The sequence below is a fragment of the Gaiella sp. genome (assembly GCF_035558935.1).
GTDB lineage: Bacteria > Actinomycetota > Thermoleophilia > Gaiellales > Gaiellaceae > Gaiella.
Map to the genome: position 1 here is coordinate 1 of NZ_DATMBZ010000025.1, position 12,847 is coordinate 12,847.

General features: G+C 71.8%; 15 protein-coding genes. All 15 read left to right on the top strand.

Translation table 11 applies throughout. The features are described 5' to 3' along the window. Positions 1-136 precede the first annotated feature (136 nt). Positions 137-796, top strand: a complete 660-nt coding sequence (locus VNM44_RS02650; protein ID WP_325622305.1) for a CoA transferase subunit A — start codon at positions 137-139, stop codon at positions 794-796. Then, entirely contained in the window at positions 793-1,446 is a 654-nt protein-coding gene (locus VNM44_RS02655; RefSeq protein WP_325622310.1) for a 3-oxoacid CoA-transferase subunit B, read from the top strand. The genes VNM44_RS02650 and VNM44_RS02655 overlap by 4 nt, the downstream gene beginning before the upstream one ends. Next, positions 1,436-2,167 (top strand): protocatechuate 3,4-dioxygenase subunit beta, encoded by a 732-nt coding sequence (pcaH, locus tag VNM44_RS02660; protein ID WP_325622312.1) that lies wholly within the window; start codon positions 1,436-1,438, stop codon positions 2,165-2,167. Before VNM44_RS02655 ends, pcaH begins: the two co-directional genes overlap by 11 nt. Further along, a complete protein-coding gene (pcaG, locus tag VNM44_RS02665) occupies positions 2,160-2,729 on the top strand; it encodes a protocatechuate 3,4-dioxygenase subunit alpha (protein WP_325622314.1) in 570 nt (189 codons plus the stop codon). The genes pcaH and pcaG overlap by 8 nt, the downstream gene beginning before the upstream one ends. Further along, the gene (locus tag VNM44_RS02670; RefSeq protein WP_325622316.1) at positions 2,726-4,039 is read left to right on the top strand and encodes an adenylosuccinate lyase family protein; all 1,314 of its coding nucleotides are present in this window, start codon (positions 2,726-2,728) and stop codon (positions 4,037-4,039) included. The genes pcaG and VNM44_RS02670 overlap by 4 nt, the downstream gene beginning before the upstream one ends. Next, positions 4,036-4,797 carry a 3-oxoadipate enol-lactonase gene (gene pcaD, locus VNM44_RS02675; RefSeq protein ID WP_325622318.1) on the top strand — a complete coding sequence of 254 codons (762 nt, stop codon included), beginning with the start codon at positions 4,036-4,038 and terminating at the stop codon, positions 4,795-4,797. Before VNM44_RS02670 ends, pcaD begins: the two co-directional genes overlap by 4 nt. Then, a complete protein-coding gene (pcaC, locus tag VNM44_RS02680) occupies positions 4,794-5,183 on the top strand; it encodes a 4-carboxymuconolactone decarboxylase (RefSeq protein WP_325622320.1) in 390 nt (129 codons plus the stop codon). Before pcaD ends, pcaC begins: the two co-directional genes overlap by 4 nt. Beyond that, positions 5,180-6,361 (top strand): acetyl-CoA C-acyltransferase, encoded by a 1,182-nt coding sequence (locus tag VNM44_RS02685; RefSeq protein WP_325622323.1) that lies wholly within the window; start codon positions 5,180-5,182, stop codon positions 6,359-6,361. Before pcaC ends, VNM44_RS02685 begins: the two co-directional genes overlap by 4 nt. Beyond that, positions 6,358-7,527, top strand: coding sequence for a 4-hydroxybenzoate 3-monooxygenase (pobA, locus tag VNM44_RS02690; protein ID WP_325622327.1), 1,170 nt, complete (start codon positions 6,358-6,360; stop codon positions 7,525-7,527). The genes VNM44_RS02685 and pobA overlap by 4 nt, the downstream gene beginning before the upstream one ends. A 26-nt stretch (positions 7,528-7,553) precedes the next feature. Then, positions 7,554-8,717: a Xaa-Pro peptidase family protein gene (locus VNM44_RS02695; protein WP_325622329.1), complete on the top strand. Its 1,164-nt coding sequence runs from the start codon at positions 7,554-7,556 to the stop codon at positions 8,715-8,717. Between the two features lies 1 nt (position 8,718). Beyond that, entirely contained in the window at positions 8,719-9,894 is a 1,176-nt protein-coding gene (locus VNM44_RS02700) for a homocitrate synthase/isopropylmalate synthase family protein (protein WP_325622331.1), read from the top strand. A 12-nt stretch (positions 9,895-9,906) separates the two neighbouring features. Further along, positions 9,907-10,308, top strand: a complete 402-nt coding sequence (locus VNM44_RS02705) for a RidA family protein (RefSeq protein ID WP_325622333.1) — start codon at positions 9,907-9,909, stop codon at positions 10,306-10,308. Next, entirely contained in the window at positions 10,305-10,877 is a 573-nt protein-coding gene (locus VNM44_RS02710; RefSeq protein ID WP_325622335.1) for a flavin reductase family protein, read from the top strand. Before VNM44_RS02705 ends, VNM44_RS02710 begins: the two co-directional genes overlap by 4 nt. Positions 10,878-11,027: 150 nt before the next feature. Beyond that, positions 11,028-12,113 (top strand): LLM class flavin-dependent oxidoreductase, encoded by a 1,086-nt coding sequence (locus tag VNM44_RS02715; RefSeq protein WP_325622337.1) that lies wholly within the window; start codon positions 11,028-11,030, stop codon positions 12,111-12,113. Continuing rightward, positions 12,110-12,847 (top strand): 2-dehydropantoate 2-reductase (locus VNM44_RS02720; RefSeq protein ID WP_325622339.1); only part of this gene is annotated, 738 nt, incomplete at its 3' end. The genes VNM44_RS02715 and VNM44_RS02720, both read left to right, overlap by 4 nt.

A 12,847-nucleotide genomic window follows, 5' to 3' on the forward strand; every position in this document is an offset into this window, starting at 1 on the left:
CGGGGGCGTCAAGGACTCCGGCTTCGGCCGTTTCGGAGGCACGGCGGTCGTGGACGAGTTCACCGAGACACGCTGGATCACCGTCCAGCGCGGCTCCCATCCGTTCCCGTTCTGAGGAGGCGTCGCGGCGAGCGCCATGACGGCGACCACGGTGATCAGCGCGGAGGAGGCCGTCGGACGGATCCGGACCGGCGACACCGTGATGGTGGGCGGCTTCGGGCTCGTCGGGGCGCCCCTCAGGCTGATCGACGCCCTCGTCGAGGCGTCGGACGCGACCGACCTGACGATCGTCTCGAACAACATCGGCGAGCCGGGTCGCGGCCTCGGGAAGCTCCTGCGGCAGGGACGGATCCGGCGCGGCATCTCGTCGTACTTCACGTCGAACCCCGAGGCCGTGGCCGCGGTGAACGCCGGCGAGATCGAGGCGACGCTCGTCCCGCAGGGCACCTTTGCGGAGGCGATCCGCGCCGGAGGAGCGGGAATCGGCGGCTTCTACACGCCGGTCGGCGCCGGCACGCTCCTCGCCGACGGGAAGGAGAAGCGCGTCATCGACGGCGTCACGCACGTCCTCGAGGAGCCGATCTGCGCGGACGTCTCGCTCGTCTACGCGGCCCGTGCCGACGAGCTCGGCAATCTCTGGTACCGCCGCACCGCGCGGAACTTCAACCCGCTGATGGCCACCGCCGCGACTGTCACGATCGCCGAGGCCGGGGAGATCGTCCCCGTCGGCGCGCTCGACCCGGAGTCCGTCGTGACACCGCATCTGTACGTCGACCACGTCGTGGCGAGCGCGTGAACGATCTCAAGGCCCGGATCGCGGCCCGCGCGGCGGAGGAGCTCCACCCGGGCGAGGTCGTCAACCTCGGGATCGGCATCCCGAACCTGATCCCGGGCTTCCTCGGACCGGACACGAGCGTCGTGTTGCACACGGAGAACGGGCTGCTCGGCGTCGGGCCCCGACCGGGCGACGGCGAGCTCGACCCCGACCTGATCGACGCGGCGAAGCAGCCGATCACGGCGCTCCCGGGCGCCGCCTACTTCGACAGCGCGACGAGCTTCGCGATGATCCGCGGCGGCCACGTCGACGTCGCAGTGCTCGGCGCGCTCGAGGTGAGCGGCGAGGGGGACATCGCGAACTGGGCCGTCCCCGGCAAGGACGTGCTCGGCGTCGGCGGGGCGATGGACCTCGTCGTCGGGGCCCGCCGCGTGATCGTGACGATGACGTCCACCTCCTCGCGCGGCGAGCCGAAGGTGGTCGAGCGGTGCACGTACCCGCTGACCGCCGCAGGAGCCGTCGACGTCGTCGTCACCGAGCTGTCGGTGTTCCGCCGGATCGACGGGGCGCTGCACCTCACCGAGCTGCTCGACGGCGCGACGGTGGAGGACGTCGCGGCCGTCACGACCGCACCCTTCGTCGTCGCTCTGGAGGAGAGCCATGTCCGTTGACGTGCGTCCGTTCCCCGAGCTGGTCGACGCCGACCGCACCGGCCCCGACCCGCCATACGACCACCACGACTACGTCGGGACGCGACTCCGCGCTCCGAAGGAGCCGCTCGTGGTCATCCCCTCGACACTGACCGAGCTCACCGGCCCCGCGTACGGCGAGTCGTCCGTCGACCCTCGCGACGCCGACCTCACGCGCCAGCATGCGGGCGAGCCGCTCGGCGAGCGGATCATCCTGTCCGGGCGGGTCCTCGGGAGTGACGGCAAGCCACTCCGTGGCCAGCTCATCGAGATCTGGCAGGCGAACGCCGCCGGCCGCTACGCCCACGAGATCGACGACCACGACGCGCCGCTCGACCCGAACTTCACCGGGGCGGGTCGGTGCCTCACCGACGACGAGGGACGCTACCGCTTCGTCACCGTGAAGCCGGGCGCATATCCCTGGAAGAACCACCCGAACGCCTGGCGCCCGAACCACATCCACTTCTCCGTCTTCGGACGGGCGGTCACGGAGCGGCTCGTCACGCAGATGTACTTCCCCGGCGACCCGCTGTTCCCGTACGACCCGATCTTCAACTCGATCCGCGACGAGAAGGCGCGCGAGCGCCTGATCGCGACGTTCGACATCGGGCTCACCCAGCCCGAGTGGGCGCTCGGCTTCACCTGGGACATCGTCGTCGGTGGCAAGGACGCCACGCCACTCGAGGAGCCGCACGATGACTGAGCTCGGAATCACGCCCGCTCAGACCGCCGGGCCGTACCTGCGGATCGGCCTCCTGCGGAACCTGATCGGCTCCGAGGTCGTCGATCCCGGCGATCCGCGCGCGGTCGTGATCCGTGGGCGGTTGACCGACGGCGCCGGCGACGGGGTCTTCGACGGGATGGTCGAGATCTGGCAGGCGAACGCCGCCGGCCGCTACCGGCATCCCTCGGACGACCGCGACGACGTTCCCCGCGAGGAAGGCTTTCTCGGCTTCGGGCGCTCGGGAACAGAGGACGACGGGCGCTTCTCGTTCGTGACGGTCAAGCCCGGGCCCGTCCCGTGGCCCGGAGGCGGCCTCCAGGCACCGCACCTCGTTGTCACCGTCTTCGCCCGCGGGTTGCTCAAGCACGCCGTGACCCGCCTCTACTTCCCCGACGAGGCCGAGGCGAACGCCGCCGACCCCGTGCTCTCCCGCCTCGCGCCCGAGCAGCGCGAGACGCTCGTCGCCGTTTCCGAGAACGGGGGGCTCCGCTTCGACATCCGCCTCCAGGGGCCGTCGCACACGACATTCTTCGCGGTGTGACCGCGTTCGACGCGCTGTTCGTCCCCGCCGACGTCCGCGAGGCCGTCTCCGGGGGGTCCTGGCTCGAGGCGATGCTCGAGTTCGAGCGGGCGCTGGCTGCTGCGGGCGCCACTGTGGGCCTCGTCCCACCGGCGGCTTCCGAGGCGATCGCCGATGCGTGTTTCGACCGGGACTCCTTCCGCTGGGAGGAGCTCGTCGACCAGGGCCATGCGGTCGGGAACCCGGTCGAGCCGCTCGTGCGCGCGCTGCGCGGCCGCGTCGGCGCCGACCACGAGCGCTTCGTCCATCTCGGGGCGACGAGCCAGGACGTGCTCGACACGGCCGCGATGCTCGTCTCAGGCGAGGCGGTTGCGCATGTGTTGGGCTACGTCGAGTCGGCCGCGACGACCTGCGCCGTCCTCGCGCGCGACCATCGCGACGCCCCGATGGTCGCCAGGACGCTGCTCCAGCATGCCGTGCCGACCACGTTCGGCCTCGTGGCGGCGGGGTGGCTCGTCGCGCTGCTCGACGCGCGCACGCGCCTGGGCGATCTCGCGCAGAACGGCCTGGCCGTCCAGCTCGGCGGCGCTGCCGGCACGCTGGCCGGGTTGGGAAACCATGGCATGCGCGTCGCCGAGGAGCTCGCACGGGAGCTCGGCCTCTCGCTGCCGACGCTTCCCTGGCACACGAATCGCGTGCGGGTCGCGGAGCTCGGTGCCGCGCTCGCCACGGCCGCGGGCGTGTGCGGAAAGATCGGCCTCGACATCGTCCTCCTTTCCCAGCGTGAGGTCGCGGAGGCGCGCGAGGCCGCGGGCGGCGGCTCCTCGGCCATGCCGCAGAAGCAAAACCCCGTGCGGGCGACACTCGCGCGGGCGTGCGCGCGCCTCGCCGCGGGGCATGCCGGCGTCCTGCAGGGGGCGCTCGCTCAGGAGCACGAGCGCGCGGCGGGCGCGTGGCACGCGGAGTGGGTCGCTCTCTGCGGCGCGCTGTCGTACGCCGGTGGGGCCGTCGCCGCCGCGGACGAGTCGCTGGCCGGCCTCCAGGTCGACGCGGAGCGGATGCGGGCGAACCTCGACGCGAGTGGCGGTCTCGTCTTGGCCGAGCGGGTCGCCTCCGCGCTCTCCGACGAGCTCGGCCGCGGCACCGCGCACCAGCTCGTCGCCGAGGCCGCCGGCGCAGCGTCCTTCCGCGACGCACTGCTCGCCGACGACCGCGTGCCCCTGAGCGCGGAGGAGCTCGACCCGCTGCTCGACCCGACGACGTACCTCGGCTCCGCCGGAGCGCTCGTCGACCGGGCGCTCGGCAGGTACGAGGCGGAGGTGCGGCGATGACGCTCCATCACATCGTCGACGGTCCGACCGGCGGCCCGACGCTCCTGCTCGCGAGCTCGCTGGGGGCGACGCACGCCATGTGGGAGCCGCAGGTCGGCCCACTCAGCGAGCGCTTTCGCGTCGTCCGTTGCGACCGCCGCGGCCACGGACGCTCGCCGGTCGTCCCCGGGCCGACGACGATCGACGACCTCGGTCGCGACCTCGTCGGACTGCTCGACGCTCTCGACCTCGAGCGGGTCTCGTTCTGCGGCCTCTCGCTCGGCGGGCTCGAAGGGATGTGGCTCGCGCTCCGCGCTCCCGCGCGCGTCGACCGGCTCGTGCTCGCCTGCACGTTTTCGTCGTTCGCTCCGCGCGAGACGTGGATCGACCGTGCCTCGACAGTGAGGGACGAGGGGCTCGACGCGATCGCCGACGCGACGATCGACCGCTGGTTCAGCGCCTCCTTCCGCGACGCGCAGCCTGCGGTGGTGACACGCTTCCGGGAGATGCTCGTCTCGACGCCTCCCGAGGGCTACGTCGCATGCTGCGACGTGCTCGCCGACGCCGACCTGACGGGCGAGCTCGGGAGGATCGACGCCCCAACCCTGGTCGTGACCGGCTCGGAGGACCCGACGATCACCCCGGCGCGCGGCGACGAGCTGGCGAGCGCGATCCCCGGGGCGCGGCACGTCACGCTCGACGGCGCCGCGCACCTGGCGAACGTCGACCGGGCGAACGCCTTCACCGCGGCGCTGCTCGACCACCTGGAGGCACCGTGAGCGAGAGCCGGGACGACCTGCACGCCCGCGGAATGGAGGCGCGCCGCGCGGTGCTCGGCGACGAGCACGTCGACCGCGCGATCGAGCGGACCACGCCGTTCACGGAGGACTTCCAGGACCTCATAACGCGCTACGCGTGGGGCGAGATCTGGTCGCGTCCCGGGCTCGACCGCCGCACGCGGAGCTGCATCACGCTGACAGCGCTCGTCGCCGGTGGCCGCGAGCACGAGCTCGAGCTGCACGTCCGCGCGGCGTTGCGCAACGGGCTCGAGCCGGACGAGATCGGCGAGGTGCTGCTGCAGTGCGCCGTCTACTGCGGCGTCCCGGCGGCGAACAGCGCGTTCGCGATCGCGCAGCGGGTGATCGACGGCGAGGCCGTGCAGTGACGCGCGCTGTCGTTCTCTCCGCCGTGCGGACACCCGTCGGCCGCTACGGCGGCGGGCTCGCGGGCGTCCGGCCGGACGACCTTGCTGCCCTCGCGGTGGCGGCTGCGGTCGAGCGGTCCGGCGTCCCGGCCGACGAGATCGAGGACGTCTGGCTCGGCTGCGCGAACCAGGCGGGCGAGGACAACCGCAACGTCGCGCGGTTCGCCGCGCTGCTCGCGGGGTTGCCCGAGACGGTCGCGGGAGTGACCCTGAACCGCCTCTGCGCGTCGGGGCTCTCCGCGATCGTCGGCGCATGTCATGCGGTGATCGCCGGGGACGGTGACCTGTTCGTCGCGGGCGGCGTCGAGTCGATGACGCGGGCACCGCTCGTGACGGCGAAGCCCGACGCGCCGTACGCGCGCGGCGACCGCGTCGTGCACGACACGACGCTCGGCTGGCGCTTCACCAACCCACGCTACGAGGAGCGGTACTCGCGCGAATCGATGGGGGAGACCGGAGAGAACGTCGCCGAGCGCTGGGATGTCTCGCGCGAGGACCAGGACGCATTCGCCCTCCGTTCGCAGCGACGCTGGGCGGAAGCGCAGGAGGCCGGCCGCTTCGCGGACGAGCTCGTCCCCGCCGGCGAGCTCGAGCACGACGAGCACCCCCGGCCGGACACGTCCGCCGAGAAGCTCGCCGCGCTCAAGCCGGCGTTCCGGAAGGACGGGACGGTGACCGCCGGCAACGCGAGCGGGATCAACGACGGCGCGGCGGCGCTCGTGATCGCGAGCGAGGAACGCGCCCGCGCGCTCGGCGTCGAGCCGCTCGGGGCGTTCGTCGGCTCCGCGGTCGCCGGCGTCGACCCGGCCGTGATGGGGATCGGGCCGATCCCCGCCGTCCGCCGCCTCCTCGCGCGCACCGGCGTCGAGCTCGGCGACGTCGACCTCGTGGAGCTGAACGAGGCGTTCGCCTCGCAGTCGCTCGCCGTCGTCCGCGAGCTCGGGATCGACGAGGAGCGCGTGAACGTCAACGGCGGCGCGATCGCGATCGGGCACCCGCTCGGGATGAGCGGCGCGCGCCTCGTCGTCACGCTCCTCCACGAGCTCCGCCGCCGCGGCGGCCGGTACGGCATCGCGACGATGTGCGTCGGCGTCGGACAGGGCCAGGCGGCGCTGTTCGAGCGTGGCAGGGGGTTGTGAGGACGCAGGTCGCAATCGTGGGTGCCGGCCCGGCGGGGCTCACCCTCGCGCAGCTGCTCCACGTCGCGGGGATCGACTCGGTCGTCCTCGAGGCCCGAAGCCGCGACTACGTCGAAGCGAGGATCCGCGCGGGCGTGCTCGAGCACGACGTGGCCGAGCTGTTCGTGCAGGCGGGCGTTGGCGAGCGGGTTCGACGAGAGGGGCTCGTCCACACAGGCGTCGAGCTGCAGTCGGGGCGCGAGCGGCACCGGGTCGCGTTCGACGAGCTGACCGGCAGGACGATCGTCGTGTACGGCCAGACCGAGGTCGTGAAGGACCTGATCGCTGCGCGTCTCGAGAGCGGCCGCCCGCTGCTCTTCGACGTGGAGGACGTCTCGCTCCACGACCTCGAGAGCGAGCGTCCGCGCGTGCGCTTCGCCCACGAGGGGGCGGAGGAGGAGCTCGAGTGCGAGTTCGTCGCGGGCTGTGACGGCTTTCACGGCGTCTCGCGGCCGAGCGTCCCCGCGGGCATCCTCCGCGAGTTCCATCGCGAGTACCCGTACGGGTGGCTCGGGATCCTCGCCGCCGTCGCGCCCTCGAGCGACGAGCTGGTCTACGCCCACACCGAGCGCGGCTTCGCGCTCCTCAGCATGCGCTCGCCCGAGCTCTCGCGGCTGTACCTCCAGTGCGCGCCCGACGAGGACCTCGAGCTGTGGCCGGACGAGCGGATCTGGGAGGAGCTCCAGGAGCGGCTCGGGGTCGACGGCTGGACGCTCCACGAGGGCCCGATCCTCGAGAAGGGCGTCACGCCGATGCGGAGCTTCGTGGTGGAGCCGATGCAGTGGCGTCGTCTCTATCTCGCGGGCGACGCGGCCCACATCGTGCCGCCGACCGGAGCCAAAGGCCTCAACCTCGCCGTGCGCGACGTGGCTGCGCTCGCAGAGGCGCTCGTCGCCTGGTACCGCGACGGTCACGTCGCGCTGCTCGAGGCGTACTCGGAGACCTGTCTACGCCGTGTCTGGCGCGCCGAGCACTTCTCCTGGTGGATGACGACGATGCTTCACCGCGCCCCGGAGGACGACGAGTTCACTTTGCGCCTCCAGCAGTCGCAGCTCCGCTACCTCCGCACCTCCAGGGTCGCCGCCACCTCGCTCGCCGAGAACTACGTCGGAATCGAGCACGCGTGACCGTGACATGTCACTAGGATCGAAGCGTGCCCTGGCCCCGTGACGACGCCAAGCTCGAGCGCGTCCGCGCGCTGATGGCGGACAACGGGCTCGACGCGATCGTCGCGCGGGCCCCCGACAACGTCCTCTACCTGACGAACTTCTGGGGAATGAAGGGCTGGGACGCCGTCGTCTTCCCGCGTGAGGGCGAGCCGACGCTGTTCTGCGTCGAGGCCTCGGCCGAGGACGCCGCCCGTACCGCGTGGACGTCGGACGTGCGGCTCGTCGACGGCTACCTCGCCGACGACCCGCGTCCGCCCGTCGTACGGACGCTCGAGCTGGCGGCCGCGCGCGCGCGTGAGCACGGGACGGTGGGCCTCGAGCTCTCGCTCGGCACGCAGGCGACCGATCGGATGGTCGGCGAGCCGACGACGTACACGAAGGCGTGGTTCGACGCCTTCCCGGGCGCCGTCGACGCGACGCCGCTGCTCACCGCCGCACGAACGGCGAAGTCGGAGCAGGAGATCGAGCGCATACGACTCGCGAACGAGATCGCCGCCGCGGCGATGGACCATGTCGTCGGCGTGATCCGCCCCGGCCAGACCGAGGCGCAGATCGCCGCCGAGTGGCTTGGCTTCGTTCACGGCGAGGGCACGGGCTGGGCGGGAAAGGTCGAGCTCGCGCTCGGCTTCTCGCTCGTCTGGGCCGGCAAGGGGATCAAGACGTTCACCGCCACGTCGAACCTTCCCGTCGTCGAGGGCGAGCCGACGCTGTTCGAGATCTGGGTCTGCGCCGACGGCTACTGGGCGGACCACACGAAGAACGTCGTCGTCGGCGACCTCACGGACGCCTACCGCGAGCTCGAAACAGGGCTGCGCGAGGTCTACGACGACGCCGTCGCGTTCTGCGTCCCCGGCGCGAGCCTCGCCGAGCTCGACCGGCGGATCCGCGAGGGGATCGGCCGGATCGGCTTCCCGGGCCAGCCGAGCCATCCGATCTGCCACGGCGTCGGCGCCCGCGCCCACGAGCCGCCCTTCCCGCATCAGGCGGCGGGCGGCGAGTTGCAGGAGGGCACCGTGCTTGCAATCGAACCAGGATGCTATTGGAAGGGCGGTGGCGGCCTGCGCCTAGAGGACAACTTCCTGATCACCGGCGAGGGCCCGGAGAAGCTGAGCCCGTTCCCCGACGGCATCGTCCAGGCAGGGGGCTAGCGTGCTCGATCGCTCGAAGGTCTGGACCGGGTCGATCAACGAGCGGGCGCTCGACCCCCAGCCGCCCGGGACCGTAGGTCTCTACGACACGACGCTCCGCGACGGCGAGCAGACGATCGGCGTCGTGCTGACGCCCGACGAGAAGCTCGAGATCGCCAGCGCGCTCTCTGCGGCGGGCATCGACCGGATCGAGGCGGGCTTCCCGCGCGTCTCCGACGACGACTTCGAGGCGGTGCGGATGATCGCCGAGGCGGGGCTCGAGGCGGAGGTGTGGGGCTTCTCCCGGGCGGTCCAGGCGGACGTCGACGCGCTCGTCGAGCTCGGCGTGGGCGCATCCGTGATCGAGAGCCCGATCTCGGACGGGAAGCTCGATGCGCTCGGCGTCTCCCGCGAGACGATGCTCGAGCGGATCCGCGCGGCCGTGGCGTTCGCAACGGACCACGGGATCCGGGTCGCGTTCTTCGGGGTCGACTCGTCGCGCGCCGACCTCGACTTCTTCGACCGCGCGTACGAGGCCGCCGTCGAGGCGGGGGCCGCCGAGGTCGTCGTGGTCGACACGCTCGGGATCGCGACGCCCGAGGCCGCGGCCCTGCTCGTCTCGCGGACGCTCGACCGGCTCGACGTGCCCGTCCACTGGCACGGCCACGACGACTTCGGGCTCGGCACGGCGGCGGCCATCGCGGCGGTGCAGGCCGGCGCGACATGGGTGCAGGGAACGATCAACGGAATGGGCGAGCGTGCGGGCAACGCCGACCTCGTCGAGGTCGCCCTCGCGCTGGAGGCGCTCTACGGGATCCCGACGCGGCTCGACCTGACTCGCGCGCGCGAGCTGTCACGGCTCGTGGCCGAGAAGGCCGGCACGCCGCTCCCGCCGTGGAAGGCCGTCACCGGCGAGGCGCTCTTCACCCGCGAGTCGGGCGCGGTCGCGGCGCAGTTCCACGACCCGCCGGCGATCGAGCCCTACGCGTCGGAGCTCGTCGGCGCGGAGCGGGGCATCGTGCTCGGCAAGAAGAGCGGGATCGACTCGATCCGCATCGCCGTCGAGCGGCTCGGGCTCGACGTCCCCGCCGATCGCCAGGCCGAGCTCCTCGCCGCGGTCAAGAAGCTCGGGACACAGAAGCAGCGACTCGTGACCGACGCCGAGCTGCGCCGGCTCGCGAGGCGCGTGACAGCGTGACAGGAGGTCCGTATGGCTCGTGAGCTCGTCAATCCTCCGGAGCTCCATCCGGCTCCCGGCTTCAGCCACGTCGCGATCGCCGAGGGGACGCGCGTCGTCCACTTCGCCGGCCAGCTCGGGCTGAATCCCGACTTCTCGCTCGTCGCCGACGACCTCCACGGCCAGACGGTGGGCGCGATGCGGAACCTCGAGGTCGCGATGCGCGCCGCCGGCGTCGGCTGGGACGACGTCGTCAGGCGCACGATCTACACGACGGAGCCAACCGCCTACGAGGTGATCACGCAGGCGATCGACGAGGTGACCGGAGGGGCCGCCCATCCCGCCCAGACCATCGTCGGCATCACGGGGCTCGCCGTGCCCGGCTGCCTGATCGAGATCGAGTGCACGGCCGTGACGTCCTCCGGCGCGGCGTGACGATCGATCGGCAGGCGTTCTTCGATGTGATGGCGTCGTTTCCGTCCGGCGTCGCGATCGTGACGACGCTCGACGAGAACGGCGTGCCGCGCGGCCTGACGACGACGGCCGTCTGCAGCGTCTCCGCCGACCCGCCGACCATCCTGGTCTGCGTCGACCTCGCCTCGCGCACGCTCGCAGCGCTCCGGGCGAGAGCGGGGTTCGTCGTCAACTTCGTCGGCGAGGGCCGGAGCGAGCTCTGCCTGCTCTTCGCCTCGAAGGAGGAGGACAAGTTCGCCCACGTCGAGTGGCGGCGCACGAACGGCGGACTGCCGTTGCTCCACGAGGACGTGCTCGCGTGGGCCGAGTGCGCGACCGTCCGCGAGCTCGTGATCGGCGACCACGTCGTCCTCGTCGCCGAGGTCTCGGACGGCGGCGTGCAGCCCGAGCTCGAGCCTCCGCTCATGTACTACCGCCGCTCGTGGGGGGTCTGGTCGCCCGTCCACGACGCGGCCGACCCGGATGCCGTCTCCATTCCCGCGATCGAGGTCAGCGGCCGCGACCTCCGCTGGCAGGGAGCCGAGTTCTAGCCTGGCAACAACGAGGCAGTTGCGGCGCCGCGACGCCTTGGGATCCGCACGGCGGATTCCCGCTCGCGAACAAGGACCGGTTTGACTGTCATGTCACCGCGATGGGATACTCCTCGCAGGCTTGACATGTCACAGCGAGGAGGGCGGTCGATGCGGTTCAGTCTGTACACCGAGATGCAGCTTCACGGCGGGAAGACGCCGGAGCAGCTGTACGCCGAGGTGCTCGAGCAGATCGAGAACGCGGACCGGCTCGGCTACGACTGCTACGCCTCGATCGAGCACTTCTTCTTCCCGAAGTTCTCGGTCTCCGCGCACCCGACCGCGCTGTTCGCCGCCGCCGCGCAGCGGACGAAGAGCATCAACTTCCGGACGATGCTCCACGTCCTGCCATACCACAACCCGATGGTGCTGGCCTCGGAGATCGCCGTCACTGACATCCTCACCGGCGGCCGCTACGAGTGGGGCGTCGGCCGCGGCCACGGCTGGATCCCCGAGAAGGCCGGAGTGCCGCTGGACGAGCACGCGCGCCCGAAGTACGAGGAGGCCGTCGACCTGCTGTTCACCGCGCTCAGCAACGAGCGGTTCTCGCACAGCGGCACGTACTTCGAGGTGGGCGACTCGCACGTCGTGCCGTTCCCGACCCGCAGCTTCCGGGTCTTCCTGGGCGGCACCTCCGACCGGACCTACGAGCTCGCGGCCGAGCACGGCTGGGGGGTCGCCGTCCCGCCGCTTCTGCCCTACAAGGCGCTCGAGCAGCAGCTCGACCTCTACCGGGAGCGCTGCGCCGAGCACGGCAACGAGCCGGACATCGTGTGGATCCACGCCTGTCACCTCGATCCCGACCGCGAGACGGCGCTGCGCGAGGCCCGCGACTGGGTCACGAAGTTCATCTACGGAAACAGCTCGCCGCTCCTCGAGTACGAGAAGCCGGCCGCCGACGACCTGAACAAGGCGGGGTACGGCTTCTACGCGGCCGGGATCATGGAGCAGCTCGCCGAGGTCCCGTTCGAGCAGCTCGTCGAGGAGGACTACGTCTGGGTGGGCACGCCCGACGACGTCGTCGAGCGCATCGAGGAGACGCGGCAGATCTGCCCGGGGATCAGCGAGATCGGGATCACGGTCAACGCGGGCGGGGCGCCGCACTGGATGGCGATCAAGAACCAGGAGCTCTTCGCGTCCGAGGTAATGCCGCGCGTGCCGGAGGTCGTACCCGTCGGTGCCGCGAAGGCCGCGTGATCGAGCGCGTGTGCGTGATCGGCGCCGGGTCGATCGGGAGCCTGTTCGCCGGTCATCTCGCTCAGCTCGTCGAGGTGAGCGTCCTGACGCGGCGTCGAGAGCACGCCGAGGCCCTGAACCGCGACGGTCTCCGCGTGACCGGCCGCAGCGACCTGCACGCACACGTCACGGCGTCGGCGGATCCGGATGCGATCGAGCCGTTCGACCTCGGGATCGTCGCGACGAAGGCGAACGGCCTCGAGTCGGCCGCCACCGCGCTCGAGGGCCGCTTCCCCGACGCGCTCGTGATGACGACGCTCAACGGGCTCGGCGCGGAGGCGGTCGTCCGCGAGCACGGCGAATGGCCGATCGTCTCGGCGGTGACCTTCATGTCGGGCACGAAGCACTCGGACACGGAGGTCGAGTACGTGCTCGACACGGCGACCTGGATGGGGCCGTACGAGGACACGCCGCTCGAGCGGGTCGAGGAGGTCGGCGACCTCGTGCGGCAATCGGGGCTCGAGGCGGAGGTCTTCCCTGACCTGCGGCCCGCGCAGTGGTCGAAGCTCATCTTCAATGCGACGGTCAACTCGGTGGCGGCGCTCACCGGGCTCCGCCACGACCACCATTTCGCCGACGAGGCGGAGCCGTCGGACCTCGGTCACCTGGTCCGCGACCTCGTCGACGAGGGCAAGGCGGTCGCCGCGGCGGCGGGCGTCGAGCTCTACGAGGACCCCTGGGAGATGAACGTCCTC